General features: G+C 63.6%; 14 protein-coding genes. 7 read left to right on the forward strand and 7 right to left on the reverse strand.

Annotation, left to right across the window (positions count from 1 at the left end; translation table 11 throughout):
* Positions 1 to 15 precede the first annotated feature (15 nt).
* Together BDOA9_RS18900 and BDOA9_RS18905 are read left to right on the forward strand one after the other, a co-directional pair.
* A complete protein-coding gene (locus BDOA9_RS18900) occupies positions 16 to 1,449 on the forward strand; it encodes an aldehyde dehydrogenase family protein (RefSeq protein WP_244521491.1) in 1,434 nt (477 codons plus the stop codon).
* A gap of 79 nt (positions 1,450 to 1,528) precedes the next feature.
* Entirely contained in the window at positions 1,529 to 2,608 is a 1,080-nt protein-coding gene (locus tag BDOA9_RS18905) for an isocitrate/isopropylmalate dehydrogenase family protein (protein WP_025035532.1), read from the forward strand.
* A 12-nt stretch (positions 2,609 to 2,620) separates the two neighbouring features.
* Here the strand turns inward: BDOA9_RS18905 and BDOA9_RS18910 are convergent, their stop codons facing one another.
* Entirely contained in the window at positions 2,621 to 3,517 is an 897-nt protein-coding gene (locus BDOA9_RS18910; protein ID WP_025035533.1) for a LysR family transcriptional regulator, read from the reverse strand.
* 587 nt (positions 3,518 to 4,104) lie between these two features.
* On the opposite strand from BDOA9_RS18910, the gene dusA reads away from it, so the two are divergent.
* Complete coding sequence (gene dusA, locus BDOA9_RS18915; RefSeq protein WP_082847843.1) at positions 4,105 to 5,100, forward strand: tRNA dihydrouridine(20/20a) synthase DusA; 996 nt, start codon at positions 4,105 to 4,107, stop codon at positions 5,098 to 5,100.
* 10 nt (positions 5,101 to 5,110) lie between these two features.
* Here dusA and BDOA9_RS18920 read toward each other — a convergent pair whose 3' ends face one another.
* The 5 genes from BDOA9_RS18920 to BDOA9_RS18940 form a co-directional block, all read right to left on the reverse strand.
* Positions 5,111 to 5,665 carry a TIGR02281 family clan AA aspartic protease gene (locus BDOA9_RS18920; RefSeq protein WP_025035535.1) on the reverse strand — a complete coding sequence of 185 codons (555 nt, stop codon included), beginning with the start codon at positions 5,663 to 5,665 and terminating at the stop codon, positions 5,111 to 5,113.
* Between the two features lie 28 nt (positions 5,666 to 5,693).
* Positions 5,694 to 5,897 (reverse strand): DUF1289 domain-containing protein, encoded by a 204-nt coding sequence (locus BDOA9_RS18925; protein ID WP_025035536.1) that lies wholly within the window; start codon positions 5,895 to 5,897, stop codon positions 5,694 to 5,696.
* A gap of 44 nt (positions 5,898 to 5,941) precedes the next feature.
* Positions 5,942 to 7,537, reverse strand: a complete 1,596-nt coding sequence (locus BDOA9_RS18930) for a sensor histidine kinase (RefSeq protein WP_025035537.1) — start codon at positions 7,535 to 7,537, stop codon at positions 5,942 to 5,944.
* A gap of 162 nt (positions 7,538 to 7,699) precedes the next feature.
* Complete coding sequence (locus BDOA9_RS18935) at positions 7,700 to 9,070, reverse strand: sodium:proton antiporter (protein ID WP_042336604.1); 1,371 nt, start codon at positions 9,068 to 9,070, stop codon at positions 7,700 to 7,702.
* A 174-nt stretch (positions 9,071 to 9,244) separates the two neighbouring features.
* Entirely contained in the window at positions 9,245 to 10,117 is an 873-nt protein-coding gene (locus BDOA9_RS18940; RefSeq protein WP_025035539.1) for an NAD(P)-dependent oxidoreductase, read from the reverse strand.
* A gap of 181 nt (positions 10,118 to 10,298) precedes the next feature.
* Between BDOA9_RS18940 and BDOA9_RS18945 the strand changes: the two genes are divergently transcribed.
* The 4 genes from BDOA9_RS18945 to BDOA9_RS18960 all read left to right on the forward strand — a co-directional run bounded on the left by BDOA9_RS18945 (position 10,299) and on the right by BDOA9_RS18960 (position 14,475).
* Positions 10,299 to 10,736 carry a VOC family protein gene (locus BDOA9_RS18945; protein ID WP_025035540.1) on the forward strand — a complete coding sequence of 146 codons (438 nt, stop codon included), beginning with the start codon at positions 10,299 to 10,301 and terminating at the stop codon, positions 10,734 to 10,736.
* A gap of 54 nt (positions 10,737 to 10,790) precedes the next feature.
* The gene (locus BDOA9_RS18950; RefSeq protein WP_025035541.1) at positions 10,791 to 11,927 is read left to right on the forward strand and encodes an Mrp/NBP35 family ATP-binding protein; all 1,137 of its coding nucleotides are present in this window, start codon (positions 10,791 to 10,793) and stop codon (positions 11,925 to 11,927) included.
* Between the two features lie 204 nt (positions 11,928 to 12,131).
* A complete protein-coding gene (locus BDOA9_RS18955) occupies positions 12,132 to 13,220 on the forward strand; it encodes a TRAP transporter substrate-binding protein (RefSeq protein ID WP_025035542.1) in 1,089 nt (362 codons plus the stop codon).
* 166 nt (positions 13,221 to 13,386) lie between these two features.
* Complete coding sequence (locus BDOA9_RS18960) at positions 13,387 to 14,475, forward strand: TRAP transporter substrate-binding protein (protein ID WP_025035543.1); 1,089 nt, start codon at positions 13,387 to 13,389, stop codon at positions 14,473 to 14,475.
* Positions 14,476 to 14,812: 337 nt separating this feature from the next.
* Here the strand turns inward: BDOA9_RS18960 and BDOA9_RS18965 are convergent, their stop codons facing one another.
* Positions 14,813 to 15,532: an SDR family NAD(P)-dependent oxidoreductase gene (locus tag BDOA9_RS18965; RefSeq protein WP_025035544.1), complete on the reverse strand. Its 720-nt coding sequence runs from the start codon at positions 15,530 to 15,532 to the stop codon at positions 14,813 to 14,815.
* Positions 15,533 to 15,536 lie beyond the last annotated feature (4 nt).

Here is a 15,536-nt window from a genome sequence, read left to right on the forward strand (position 1 = left end):
GGCCGAACTCGCAAGATGTTTATCGATGGCGCGTGGGTCGAGGCCCGCTCGGGGAAAGTCTTCGAGACGCGAAATCCTGCGACCGGCGAGGTGATCGGCCGTGTCCCGCGCGGAGATGCCGGCGACATCGATGCGGCTGTCACCGCCGCCCGCCGCGCCTTCGGGGGACGGTGGAGCCGTTTCAAGCCGTTCGAGCGGCAGGCGCTGCTCCTGCGCGTCGCCGACCTCTTCGAGAAGCATTGGGAGGAGATCAGCCAGTCCGATACGGCCGACATGGGCATGCCGATCGTCAGGACACGGGCCAACAAGCTTCGTGTGCTCGGCATGCTCAGATACTACGCCGGCATGGCAACCGCAATTCATGGTCAGACGGTCGACAATTCTCTTCCGGGCGACATCGTCTCCTTCACGCGGAAGGAGCCCGTCGGTGTCGTCGGCGCCATCATCCCCTGGAACGCGCCTACGGCCGCGTCTGTGTGGAAGATCGGACCTGCGCTCGCGACTGGCTGCACGATCGTCCTCAAGCCTTCCGAAGAGGCACCGCTGACGCCGCTGCTGATCGCACACCTGATGAACGAGGCAGGCGTGCCACCCGGCGTTGTTAACGTGGTGACCGGCACCGGACAGGAGGCGGGTGCGCCTCTCGCCGAACACTCGGCCGTCGACAAGATCGTCTTCACGGGGTCCACCGCCACCGGCCAGGCAATCATTCGCGCCTCGGCCGGCAACCTCAAGCGGGTGTCGCTCGAGCTTGGCGGAAAGTCGCCCGTCATCGTCTGCGTCGATGCTGACCTCGACAAGGCCGTCCCCATCGCTGCGATGGCAGCATTCGCCAATTCGGGCCAGATCTGCATCGCCGGTTCCCGCTTGTTCGTCGAGCGGGCGATCCACGACGAGCTGGTCGAGCGACTCGGGAAGTTTGCTTCGGCGCTGAGGATCGGCGATGGAGCCGACCCGTCGACTGAGATCGGGCCTCTCGTGTCCGAGCGACAGCTCGACAAGGTCGAAGGCTTCCTGCGAAGCGGGCGCGACGAGGGTGCCAAGGTCGTGACCGGAGGTCGGCGCTTGAGGGAGGGGAGTTTCGCCAAGGGTAACTTCGTCGAGCCGACCGTGTTCGCAGGCGTCTCCGACGACATGCAGATTGCCCGCGACGAGATATTTGGTCCGGTGATCTCCGCCCTGCCGTTCGACACGCTCGACGAGGCTGTGGAACGAGCCAACGCGACGCCATATGGGCTTGCGGCAGGTGTCTTCACGCGCGACGTGAGCAAGGCCCACATCGTCTCACGCAGCCTGCGCGCAGGGTCGGTCTGGGTAAACACCTATCACGCCATCGATCCTGCGTTACCCTTCGGCGGCTACAAGATGAGCGGATATGGCCGTGAGGGCGGTACCGAGCAGCTCGATGAATATCTGAACACGAAGGGGGTCTGGATCAAGCTGGATTGAGCCAGCAGAGCTCGCGGTCAGGTGCGACGCCGTGAAATGACGTGACGACCCGGAATATTCAACTCACTGAGCGAGTATCATGAAGGACAACTACAAAATTGCCGTCGTGCACGGAGACGGCATCGGACCCGAAGTCGCCGGTGCGGCGCTCGCGGTGCTGCAAGCCAGCGTTCAGGCCGGCACGCTTCAGTTCGAGGAGTATCCAGCAGGCGCCACGCATTTTCTTGAAACGGGAGAATCATTCCCGGCAAAGTCGTTCGAGGGCTGCCGTGCGGCAGATGCCATCCTTCATGGGGCGGCGGGAATCCCCGGTGTGGTTCATCGTGATGGGACCGAAGCCGGTCTGGATTTTACGCTATCGCTTCGCTTCAAGCTCGATCTCTATGCCAACGTGCGCCCCATCAAGCTCTACAAAGGCGTTCCGTCTCCGCTCGGGCGCCCGGGGGCCATCGACTACGTTATCGTCAGGGAGAACAGCGAGGGGCTCTATGCTGCGCGCGGCGCCGGCGCGCTGCTGAGGGAAGAGGTTGCCGTCGACACGCTAGTGCAGACCAGGAAGGGTATCGAACGCATTGTCCGCTTCGCCTTCGAGCTTGCCAGAACGAGGAACGGTTCGCCCAAGGACGGACGGCGTCGCGTGACCTGCTGCGACAAGGCCAATGTGTTGCGCACCTATGCGTTCTTCCGTGCCGTCTTCGACGAGGTAGCCAAGGACTATCCCGACATTGAGGCCGAGCACGTCCTTGTCGATGCGATGACGGTTCACCTGGTCAACAAGCCATCACACTTCGACGTTATCGTCGCTGAGAACATGTTCGGTGACATCATTTCCGATCTCGGTGCCGCGACGGTTGGCGGCATGGGCATGTCTCCGTCGGAAGAAGTCGGTGATGGAATCGGCTTCTTCCAGGCTTCGCACGGCTCGGCGCCCGACATCGCGGGGAAGGGGCTCGCCAACCCCTATGGTACGATCTTGGCTGCGATCCTGATGCTGAGACGCCTCGATCAGCGCTATCGGGACAACCGGCTGCGCCTCGGTGCGAACAGGATCGAGGCTGCCGTCCGCGCCGGGTTGGAAGATGCTGCCCTGAGAACACGGGACATCGGCGGCGATGCGACGACCAGTCAGGTCGTCGATGCGCTTCTGAAGCTGCTCTGAGCGCGAGGGCGTCTAGCGCAGCTGGGAAAAACTCGAGCGGATCAAAGCCATCAACTGCTCGGTGTTGGGACGCCTGACCGAGCTGCGCATGGTGATCAAGCCGATTTGGCGAAGCTTGATCTGGTCGGAGATCGGGACCACACGAAACCGTTGCACGCCGGCTTGCACGAGTGCAACTCGTGGCACGATCGCGATGCCGAGGCCGGACGCGGCCAAGGCCACGGCCGTCGTGGCCGCCTGGACTTCGAATTGAACATCGAGTCGGACAGCAAGCGTCTCAAGCGTCTCGTCGATCAATCCTCGTACCGCCGTCGTTTTCGACAGCAGGATGACAGGCTTTTCCACCAGATCGGCGAAGCCTGTGCTTGCTTGCCCCTCGTCGAACACGGGCGGGACGCAGGCAAAAAGAGGATCCTCGAGCATCGGTTCGAACTCATAGTCCCCCATGTCGGGGACTTGCGGACCAATACCGAACTCGACATCCTGCCGCTTGAGTAGTTCAAGCATTGGCGTGGTGGAGAGCTCCATGAGCTGGACCTGGCTCCTGGGATAGCGCACCTTGAATGTTGCCAGGATGTTCGGAAGCCATCCAGAGGCGAGCGTCGGAACGCAGGCCATACGGATGTGGCGGCTGCGGGACTGCACTGACTCGCTCAGCAGATCCAGCCCGGATTGAACCTCCTGCAATGCTCGCTTCGCCTGTTCGAACAGAATTCGCCCCTCGGGCGTGAGCAATACCTTTTGCGGCGTCCTGCGGAAAAGGAGGACGCCGATCTGCTCCTCCAGGTCGCGGATCTGCATGCTGACCGCAGAGGGAGATCGGTTGGATTCTTCCGCAGCCTTCCGAAAACTTTCGTGCTCGGCGGCGAGGAGGAAGGTGTGGAGGAGCTTGAGATTGATGTTCGGCAAGTCCTTACCTCGATGGGCTTATTCGACGGTTGAATGCGGAGCGAACCCGGCCTCGACCGAGATGTATATCCGTCGGAACAGGCCGTCGTCTTGATGAAAACAGACGCCGTTGCGTTTGCATCACAGTCTGGGATTCATCAGATCAGATCGTCGTAGCGCAGAGCGTTTGCGAGCGAAGGACCTCGTTTGAGAGGAGTGCTGGCAGGACGGACCTGAAGCGATCGTCCGCATCAGGAATGAGCTCGTCATCCAAAGCGGAAGTTGCCGATCACGATGGCCGACGTCGTCCAGGGCTTGCGCGCGTCGCAGCACCGCCGTTGGCTGCAGGAAGCGGATTGAGCGCCCAGTTTTCACCGTCCTTGCGACGGCGGAAGGTCTCTGACACATAGCGGGTCTTGCGGCGGACCTGAACGCGCCAGTTCCCGGAAGGCAACTGAGTGAAGCTGGCCACGGGCGTGTGCACACCCCCAACTCGTGTGCCTTACGTGTGCACTGAGAGGTCAAAGCAGGTACAAACGTGTGCAATTTCGACTAGTTTGGGGTGCACATGTTCCGAGTTCATTCCATTGAGAATGTAAGGTAAATAATTGAAATCGCAAGACTATCTCTTTTCTGTGGCCCCGATGATGGATTGGACTGACCGGCATTGCCGGGTGTTCCACCGTCAACTGACGCGACGGGGATTGCTCTATACGGAGATGCTGACGACCGGCGCGATCATTCATGGCGACCGGAACCGGCTGCTTGGGTTCGACGCGGTCGAGCACCCCGTGGCGCTTCAGCTCGGCGGATCGGATCCGCAGGAGCTCGCGCTGGCGGCGCGGATCGGCGAGGACTTCGGCTATGACGAGATCAATCTCAATGTCGGCTGCCCGTCCGATCGTGTGAAGGAAGGCCGTTTCGGCGCCTGCCTGATGGCGGAGCCGGAGCTGGTGGCGAGGTGCGTTGACGCCATGAAGCGCGTGGTTGCCGTTCCCGTCACGGTCAAGTGCCGCATCGGCATTGATCATCAGGATCCGGAGGTCGCGCTCGATGCCCTCGCGCGTGCGGTGGTCGCCGCAGGCTGCGATGCGTTGATCGTGCACGCCCGCAAGGCCTGGCTCAACGGCCTGTCTCCGAAGGAGAACCGCGATATCCCGCCGCTCGACTATGATCGCGTCTACCGGCTCAAGCGCGCGATGCCCGATGTGCCCGTCATCATCAATGGCGGCATTCCGAGCATCGACGAGGCAAAGGCGCATCTTGCGCATGTCGACGGCGTGATGCTCGGCCGCGCCGCCTATCAGGAGCCATGGCGACTGCTCGCGGTCGATCGCGAAATCTTCGGCGGGCCGGCGCCGCACGCGACCATGCAGGACGCGCTCGAGGCGATGATGCCCTACATCGAGGAGCAGCTCGCGCGCGGCACGCGGCTGCACGCGATCACGCGGCATTTCGTCGGCGCATTTCACGCGGTGCCTGGGGCGCGCGCCTTCCGCCGTCACTTGGCCGAGCAGGGTGTGAAGCCGGGTGCCGGTCTCGACGTGCTGCGCGATGCGATCGCGCGTGTCGGTGCACGTGCGCCCGCGGAGGCGGCGGCCTAGGTCGCTCTAGCTAGTTGGCCGCCGCGCGCGGGCGGCGCGGGCCGCTCTGGAGCTCCGGATACCCCGTCAGCATCAGCGTGTCGGCGCGCACACCCCAGCTTTCCAGGCGGTCGAGGAAGCTCATTCCGAGCAGATTGGTCTTCATCTGTCCGCGTTGCACGACGAGGGCCGGCACCGACTTTTCGACCAGCTTGCCGACGGCGAGACGGTCGAGCGTCAGCCGGGCCGCCTTGGTGTGGCCGCCCGCGGTCTCCAGGTCGACGTCGTATTCGAGCATCTCGAGCGGCAGCCCGATCGCCTTTGCGGTTTCCCATGTCAGCACCACCGACGTCGCGCCGGTATCGATCACCATCGGCGCAGTAACGCCGTTGATCTTCGCACGCAACGTGAATTCGCCGCCCTGGCCGCGCGGGATCTGCACGGCCGGCGCCGGGGAGGCGGCTTGTCCGCGAAAAATGTGCGAGACCTTGTGGCTGGCGCGCGTGATCTGGTCGGGATCGCCATAGGCGACGACGGCACCTGCCGTGCCGGCGAGCATGATCAGGACGAGCAGGAAGCGGATCATCGCGCGCCTCCGCGCATGCGCGTGCCCGTCAGGTACGCCTCGGCGATGGCGCGATGGGCGTAAGGCCGGCCTGATTCATCCGAGCCGGCAACAGCGCCATGACAGCCAGCCGTTCCGCGCTGTCCATGGCGTGCCAGCGCGCTATCTCGGGCAAGGTGCGGCCGCAGCCGAAGCACAGCTTGGTCCTGGGATCGATCATGCAGACGGCGACGCACGGCGTTTCTTTGCTCATACGGACATAGTGAGGGATGGTCGGGCATGTCTGCAAGCATCTCGTTAAGAGCCTGTGCCAGCACTCATGATCGGCTTGTGGCGCGGCCGGCGCTTCTCGTCGGGAACGAGGGAACCCTCCGGCTGGAGCGGTGGAGAATCGTCCGACAGCGGCGGCAGCGCACTCATCACGCGCTCCGGCGGGAAGGTGACGATCACCTCGGTGCCGATGCGCAGCTTCGATTTCAGCGTGAACGTGCCGCCGTGCAGGTCGATCAGGTTCTTGGCGATCGGCAGGCCGAGGCCGGCGCCCTGTTCGGCCGACTTGATTGAATTGGAGCCCTGGCCGAACGAGGCGAGCACGACGGGGATCTCGTCTTCGGGGATGCCGGAGCCGGAATCCCTCACCGAGAGATATTGTCCGCCCGAGGCGGTCCAGCCGGCCTTGAGCCAGATCTCCCCGCCTTGCGGGGTGAACTTGATCGAGTTGGAGAGCAGGTTGAGCACGACCTGGCGGATCGCGCGCTCGTCTGCCCAAAGCCGCGGCATGGCCTGCTCGAACACTTCGTGGATGGTGATGCCACGGCTCGAGGCACGCAGCTTCATCAAATGATGGCAGTCGGCGACGATGCCGACCAGGGACACCGCTTCCTCGTTGAGCTCGTAGCGGCCGGCTTCGATCCGCGACAGGTCGAGGATCTCGTTGATGAGATTGAGCAGGTGCACGCCGGAATTATGGATGTCGGCGGAATATTCCTTGTAGACCGGCACGGCATGCGCGCCGAAAATCTCGCTCTTCATCACCTCTGAGAAACCGAGAATGGCATTCAGCGGCGTCCTGAGCTCGTGGCTCATCTGCGCGAGGAAGCGCGACTTGGCGACGTTGGCGGCTTCGGCGCGGTGGCGCGCTTCGTCCGAGATCGCCTTGGCCTGCTCCAGCTCGCCGATCAGCGCATCCTTTTCCGCGCGGGCTTCCAGCGTGGCGAAGGTGGAAGAGTGCAGGCGGTGCGCCAGCAGGACGAAATAGCCTTCGGCGGCGAGGGACAGCGCTGCCAGGATGTAATTGTCCAGCGAGCCGGTCATCACGAAGCTCAGCGCCATCGCAACCGCGACCGGCGCCGTGGCCGCCAGGGCCGCGATCGGCAGATTGGCCGCGAGCATGCTCGATACTGCGATCACCAGCAGCATCAGGAACATCATCAGCGTTTCCGTGACCAGGTCGAGCACGGGATGGATCAGGATCGCCATCCAGCACAGGCCATAAAGCAGGTCGAGCACGACGAAGCGCGTCCGCCACGCGCGTGTCGCGGCCGGAGAGGCGGGCTCGGTCAGGAAGCGCCGGCAGCTGCGGATCATGGCGCTGTGGATACAGAGCATGCCGGCGGTCCAGGCGGCGGCCGGGATCGGCTGCATCCACAGCCCGAACAGCACGCCGGTGGCCACCACCAGCAGCATCACGACATAGGAAGCGGACAGCCGCGTCTGGGCGTATTGCCGCAGCATCTCGGCGTCGAACGCCGGGCGGGTTCCACTGGTCGACGTTAACTTGTCGCGGGCCTCGCGCACCCGCTGCGCCGCAGCCCTTCGGCTGCTCGCCGATGGCGCGCTCACCGGCTCGGCCGGAAGCTGCACGACCTCGGGCTTTTCAGCGGGGTTACTCATCAAGCAACACGGATTCCTGCCCACGCCGGACGCGGGCTTTCTGCATTGTCTATCTCTGGCAAGAAATCCTTAAGAGCTGACTTAAGGAGCTAAAGAATTACGTTAACCGGGCGTTAATTCATGCGCAGTCAGGGCGGCCGCTTCCCTCATCCCGCGCTTCGATCATTTGAAGAAAACGAGCGTGACCAACCCGAAAACCGGCAGCAGCAGGACGGAGGTCCAGGCCATGTACCCGAAGAAGCCGGGCATTGCGACGCCACCCGCTCGGGCAATTGCGTACACCATGAAGTTGGGCGCGTTGCCGATGTAGGAGTTTGCGCCCATGAACACCGCGCCGGCGGAAATCGCGGCAAGGGTCAAGGCGCCGTTCGTCATCAGGTGCTTGGCGTCGCCTCCGGCGAGCTCGAAGAAGACCAGGTAGGTCGGCGCATTGTCGAGAAAGGATGAGAGCAGGCCGGTCAACCAGAAATATGCGGCATTGTTCGGTGTGCCGTCGGCGTTGGTGACCATGTTTACGACTGAGGCAAACGCGCCGGATCTGCCGGCGTTGAGAATCGCGAGCACGGGAATGATGGTGATGAAGATCGCGGCAAACAGCTTTGCCACTTCGATCATGGGGCCCCAAGAGAAGCCGTTCGCGTCGTGGTCCTCCTTCGAGGTGACGGCGAGAGATGCGAACACGACTCCAATCATCACGGCATCGCGCAGGAGATTCTGCAGCTGGAGGTGCGTGCCGAGAACCTCGAATCCGCCGAGGTCGAGCTTCGCACTCAAGAGGATCGCAGCGATGATGACTCCCATCAAAGCGAAGTTGAGGCCGCCGCTGATCCGCAAGGGATTGTCCGGAGTTGGGTCCGGTTTGACGCGGCCTTCCTTGCGATAGAGATAAGTATCGATGCAAAAGAACAGGGCGAGCAGAATCCAGGCCGCGAACGTGGTCTGGGGGAACAGGTGTGTCGTCGTCCAGAAAAAGTCCACGCCGCGCAGGAACCCCAAAAACAACGGGGGATCTCCCAGAGGGGAGAGCGAACCGCCGATGTTGGACACCAGAAAGATGAAGAAGATGACGACGTGCGCGTTGTGCCGCCGGTCGTCATTGGCGCGGATGACTGGTCGGATCATGACCATGGACGCGCCGGTCGTCCCGACGACGCTCGCGATCAGCGTGCCTAGCGCGAGCAGCAGCGTATTCAGGACCGGCGAGCCGTGAAGATTGCCGCGCACCACGATTCCGCCTGCGACGGTAAACAAGGCAAGGAGCAGCAGAATGAACGGAACGTATTCGAGCAGCGCCGTATGAACGAGCGCTTGGACAGTCGGAAGCGGGCCGTACCAGATTGCAAGCGGCAGCACGATCAGGGCCGCCCACATCGCGGCAATCTTGCCTTGGTGATGCTCCCAGAAGTGAGGCGCTGCGAGCGGAAATATGGCAATCGAGAGCAGCATGCCCGCGAATGGAAGCGCCCATTGCGGGCCAATGCTGGCACCATCGAGCGATGCGGCAAGCGCCTGCGAGGGTGAGGCCAGCACCATCACGAGCGCGACCGGTAGCAGGCGCGCAACAACAACAAGGATGGCGGCGATCACGCTAGGCAATGCTTCCCCCCGGAAGTCCATGATTGTTTCGGTCGGCGCGCTTTACGGAACTCCGTCGCGGCGGATGCGACGAAGTTCAAAGTCGGCGTCCCCTGAACCAGGCCGCAACAGTCAGCGCTGCAGGCGTGCGAGCAGGCTCGACGTATCCCAGCGCTTGCCGCCCATCTTCTCGACCTCGGAATAGAACTGATCGACCAGCGCGGTCACCGGCAGGTTGGCGCCGTTGCGGCGGGCCTCAGCCAGGGCGATCGAGAGGTCCTTGCGCATCCATTCGACGGCGAAGCCGAAATCGTATTTGCCCTCGTCCATCGTCTTGTAGCGGTTCTCCATCTGCCAGGACTGGGCAGCCCCTTTCGAGATGGTCTCGATCACGGCAGTGACGTCGAGGCCGCTCTTCTTGGCGAAATGGATGCCTTCGGAGAGGCCCTGCACGAGGCCGGCGATGCAGATCTGGTTGACCATCTTGGTCAGTTGGCCGCTTCCGGCGGGCCCGAGCAGCTTGCACATCCGCGCATAGGCGCCCGTGATGATCGGCTCGGCGCCGGCATAGGCCTCCTGCGCGCCGCCGCACATGACCGTCAGCACGCCGTTCTCGGCGCCGGCCTGGCCGCCGGAGACGGGGGCGTCGACGAATTTGAAGCCGCCCTTGGCGGCAGCCGCATCGAGCTCACGGGCGACCTCGGCAGAGGCCGTGGTGTGGTCGACGAAGGTCGCACCCTTCCTCATGCCGGCGAAGGCGCCGTCGGGGCCGATCGCGACCGCGCGCAGATCGTTGTCGTTGCCGACGCAGCACATCACGAAATCCTGCCCCTCAGCGGCCGCCTTCGGGGTCGGTGCGGTCTTGCCGCCGAACTTGTCCGCCCATTCCTTCGCCTTGGCCGCGGTCCGGTTATAGACGGTGACCTCATGGCCCCCTTTTTTCACGAGGTGTCCGGCCATCGGGAAGCCCATCACGCCAAGACCGAGGAAAGCGACTTTAGCCATTGTGGTACCTTGTCCGTAGTTTGGGTTTACGCTTCTTGCCAGGCGAGGGACGCCTGGGTTCCGCGGTGGGGCGGACCGGAGGCGCACCATAAACCCTTGAGGCCAGAGGGCAACGGCTTCGTTTGGCGGCCTGCCGTGCTAGGGTGGCGCTCGAACGACTTCAAAACAAGGGAGCGAGAGCATGGGCGGCGTGAGCGTGGGCGTCCTCGATCATTTCAACATCCGGACCCGGAATCTGGCCGAGACCGTCCGCTTCTACGAAGACGTGCTGGGCCTGGAAAAAGGCGCGCGGCCGAACTTCGCCTTCCCGGGGGCCTGGATGTACAGCGAGGGCAGGCCGGTGGTGCACCTCGTCGACATTTCACCGACCGACGAGCCACAAAAGCCGGATTCCGGCGTTGTCCACCACGTCGCCTTCGTCAGCCGCGGCTTTGACGGCATGAAACAGCGGCTGGCGTCAAAGATGGTCAAGTTCGAGTCCCGCCAGGTGCCCGGCGGCGATCTCTGGCAGATATTCGTCCACGACCCCAACGGGGTCATGATCGAGCTGAACTACGAGGCCGCCCGGGAGCAGGGGGCGGCGCCGGCCGAAAAGGCTGACGATATCGGCAGGCAGTAGCCTTTTGGGCGTTTCCGCTCTAATGGGGCATCCGCAAACTCCAGGAGATGCGCTTTGAGCGTGACGCAGCAACAGGTTCTCGACAGCCTCAAGGGGGTCCAGTCGCCCCGCGGGGTCGCGCTCCCCCATGCCAATGTGCTGAGCGCGATCAGCGCCTCCGACGGCAAGGTGTTCTTCTCGATCAATGTCGACGCCGCCGAGGCAAGGGCCTGGGAATCGGTCCGGGCCGAAGCGGAGGCCGCCGTGCGCGGCATTCCCGGCGTCACCACCGTCATGGTGGCGCTGACCGCCGAGCGCAAGCCGGGCTCCGTGCCGCCGCCCCCCCCGCAGCCGAGCCGCGGGGCGACCGGCGTGCAGCCGGTCCATGCCCACAAGCCGCCGCAGGGCGGTGGGTCGCCGATGGCACGGCAGTCGGAAATTCCCGGCGTTGCCGCCGTGATTGCGGTCGCCTCCGGCAAGGGCGGGGTGGGCAAGTCGACCACCGCGCTCAATCTGGCGCTCGGCCTGCGCGACCTCGGCCTCAAGGTCGGGCTGCTCGATGCCGACATCTACGGCCCCTCGGTGCCGCGCCTGACGGGTCTGCGCGACAAGCCAGAGCTGAACGACGAGCGCAAGATGATTCCGCTTCGGCGCTTCGGCCTCGCCATCATGTCGATCGGCTTCCTGGTCGAGGAGGAGACCGCGATGATCTGGCGCGGCCCGATGGTGATGTCGGCCGTGACGCAGATGCTGCGCGACGTCGAATGGGGCAAGCTCGACGTGCTGGTCGTCGACATGCCGCCGGGCACCGGCGATGCCCAGCTCACGCTGGCGCAGAACGTGCCGCTGAAGGGCGCCGTGATCGTCTCGACCCCGCAGGACCTGTCCCTGATCGACGCGCGGCGGGGGCTTGCCATGTTCAAGAAGGTCAACGTGCCTGTGCTCGGCATCGTCGAGAATATGAGCTACTTCCAGTGCCCGCATTGCGGCACGCGGTCGGACATTTTCGGCCATGGCGGGGCCCGGCACGAGGCCGAGAAGCTCGCCGTGCCGTTCCTGGGCGAGATCCCCCTGCACATGGCGATTCGCGCCACCTCGGACGCCGGCAATCCCGTGGTCGACAGCGAGCCGGACGGCCCTCATGCGGCGATCTACCGCGCCATTGCCGGCCAGGTCCGGGACCAGCTCAAGGCCGTCATTGCGGCGGCCTGACCGGTCGCCGCGGCAAGCGCCGGGGACATGCGACTTTCGTAGAGCCCCGTCATGCCATTGTCGCGTTCCGAAACCGGGCTGGCCGTGTTAAAGGCCCACGGCAGTCAAGCCCCTTCGGTTCGACGCGACCTCAACGCGTCGCCGAAATGCGCGGCGGCATAAGAGAAGCCAAGGGGAAACGCCCCAGCAAGGAGAGACCTGAAGATGAAGCGTCGTGATTTTCTCAAAGTGTCGGCAGCAGGCGCGGCGGCGACCGCGGTGGCCTCGCCGGCGATCGCGCAATCCTCGCCCGAGGTGAAGTGGCGCCTGACTTCGAGCTTCCCGAAGTCGCTCGACACCATCTATGGCGGCGCCGAGCAGGTGGCGAAGTACGTCGCCGAGATGACCGACAACAAGTTCCAGATCCAGGTGTTCGCCGCCGGCGAAATCGTCCCCGGCCTGCAGGCGCTCGATGCGACCTCGAACGGCACGGTCGATATGTGCCACACCGTCTCGTACTACTACGTCGGCAAGGACCCCACGTTTGCGATCTTCGCCTCGGTGCCGTTCGGCCTCAATGCGCGCCAGCAGAATTCGTGGCTGTATCAGGGCGGCGGCAACGAGCTCGCCAACGAGTTCTTCAAGAAGTCGAACGTGGTCGGCTTCCCCTGCGGCAACACCGGCGCCCAGATGGGCGGCTGGTTCCGCAAGGAGATCAAGACCGTTGCCGATCTCTCCGGCCTGAAGATGCGCATCGGCGGCATCGCCGGCCAGGTGCTGCAGAAGGTCGGCGTGGTGCCGCAGCAGCTCGCCGGCGGCGACATTTATCCCGCGCTGGAGAAGGGCACCATCGACGGGGCCGAATGGGTCGGCCCCTACGATGACGAGAAGCTCGGCTTCGCCAAGGTCGCCAAGTACTACTATTATCCCGGCTTCTGGGAGGGCGGTCCGACCGTGCACGCCTTCGCCAACCTGGAAAAGTTCAATGCGCTGCCGAAGAACTACCAGGCGATCCTCACCAACGCGACGGCCAACGCCAACACCTGGATGGCCGCGCGCTACGACATGCAGAATCCGGCAGCCTTGAAGCGACTGGTTGCCGGCGGCACCCAGCTGCGTCCGTTCACCAACGAGGTGCTGGAAGCCTGCCTCAAGGCGACCAACGAATTGTGGGCGGAGATCTCGGGCAAGAACGCCGACTTCAAGAAGTCGATCGAGGCCATGCAGGCCTATCGCTCCGACGAATATCTGTGGTGGCAGGTTGCCGAATATACCTACGACAGCTTCATGATCCGCTCGCGCACCCGCGGCTGATCTACGGCTCAAGTCGTAACACCGGAAAAGCCCGGCCTCGCTCGCGAGGCCGGGCTTTTTCTTTGCCGCAGTGCGATCGGGATGGCATTCGGTCCCGTGATGTTCCATGCTGCGCCCAAGCCTCGCAAAGAAGGCTCCACAATCAGATCCATCAGGGTAGGAAATCATGAAGAGAAGAGACTTCATCAAGGTCACAGGACTTGGTGCGGCCGGCGCGGCCACGCTCGCGGCTCCCGCGATCGCGCAGTCGATGCCGGACATCAAATGGCGCATGCCGACGAGCTGGCCGAAATCGCTCGACACGCTGTTTGGCGGCGCCGAGATGATGTGCAAGATGGTCGCCGAGGCGACCGACAACAAATTCCAGATCCAGATCTTCGCGGCCGGCGAGATCGTGCCGGGCCTCCAGGTACTCGACGCCGTGCAGAACGGCACCTGCGAGATCGGCCACACCGCGTCCTATTATTATTTCGGCAAGGACCCGACCTTCACCTTCGGCTCGGCCGTGCCGTTCGGTCCCAACATGCGCCTCAACCAGGCCTGGTACATGCTGGGCGGCGGCCGCGACCTGCTCAACGAGTTCTACAAGAGCTACAACGTCGTCTCCCTGCTTGCAGGCAATACCGGCTCCCAGATGGGCGGCTGGTTCAGGAAGGAGGTCAACACGCCCGACGATCTCAAGGGCCTGAAGTTCCGCATCGGCGGCTTCACCGGCCGCGTGCTCCAGAAGCTCGGCGTGGTGCCGCAGCAGCTCGCCGGCGGCGACATCTATCCGGCGCTGGAGAAGGGCACGATCGACGCCGCCGAATGGGTCGGCCCCTATGACGACGAGAAGCTCGGCTTCTACAAGATCGCGCCGCACTATTATTATCCCGGCTGGTGGGAAGGCGGTCCGATGCTGATGGCCTTCGTCAACCTCGACAAATGGAACGCGCTGCCGAAATATTACCAGAGCGTGCTGGAGCAGGCCGGCCACTACGCCAACAACTACATGATGGCGCGCTACGACAACGCCAATCCGCTCGCGCTGAAGAAGCTGCTGGCGGGCGGCACCAAGCTGCACGCCTTCTCGCCCGCGATCATGGATGCCTGCTACAAGGCCGCCAAGGAGCTGCACGCCGAAGTCGCTGCGACCAACCCGAACTTCAAGAAGGTGAACGACTCGCTCGCCAAGTTCACGAGCGACGGCTACTCCTGGTTCCAGGTGGCCGAGGTCGGCTACGACATCTTCATGGCGCGGCGCTCGCAGAGCTGATCGCCCCTTCGCATGCAGCGTCCCGGAGCCATGGCTCCGGGACGCTGTCGTTTCGGCGCTCGAAGGGAGTCCAAACAAAACCTGCAAAACAACCCCATGCACAGTAGACGGAGGCAGCATTGTCAATGACTTGGCGGTGACCTGGCTGCATCACATGAATGATTGCGGAATTTACGAATTTTTCTGTTCCGTCGGGCAAAACAGTGCTAGACATGCATCATCGACTAAATCCGGAATCGCCCGGCCTCAGCTGCCGAGTCCCGTCTGAAGCGGCTTCCCCATCGCGACGGCGCAGGCGCTGCAGGCCTCCGGCGAGTGAGCGTCTCTCCCGGTGCGATCAGATGCGGTGGTGACCGGCGGCTTGCCCTCCATCAACATGGAGGATCTCGCCGGTCACAAAGTTTGCTCCGTCGAGATAGAGTACCGCATCGACGATGTCGGAGATCTCTCCCATGCGGCCTGCAGGATGGAGCCCGGCCAGTGTTTGATGTGCCTCAGGCGGATGCATCGGCGTCTTGATGATCCCCGGTGAGACAGCGTTGACGCGAACACCGGTGCTCGCGTACTCGATCGCGAGGCTCCGCGTGGCCGCGTTCAAGCCTCCTTTCGTGAGGGACGCCAGGGCAGCCGGCACGCTGTTCATCGGCTGATCGACGAGGCTGGTCGTGATCGTAATGACGTGGCCGCGCCCCTGCTTGCCCATGACGTCGAGCGCCCGCTGGGTCATGTGAAAGAAGCCGGACACGTTCGTCGACACGTAGGCGTCATAGTCGGCTTGCGTGTAGGCGGTGAATGGCTTTGCCATGAACATGCCGGCATTGTTGACGAGCGTATCGACACGGCCGAATCGCTCCAGCGTCGCACTGAGCACGCGCTGCGCCGTTCGGGGATCACCGATGTCGCCAGGCACCGCCAGGATTTCGGCATCATCGCTTGGCTTGATAGACCGCGAGGTCGCGACGACCCCATAATCTCGCCGCCGGAAGGCCTCGACGATCCCGGCACCGATTCCCTGAGATGCCCCCGTCACGACCGCTACTTTCCGCTCTGAGTTCATGACC

The sequence above is a fragment of the Bradyrhizobium sp. DOA9 genome (genome assembly GCF_000617845.2).
GTDB lineage: Bacteria > Pseudomonadota > Alphaproteobacteria > Rhizobiales > Xanthobacteraceae > Bradyrhizobium.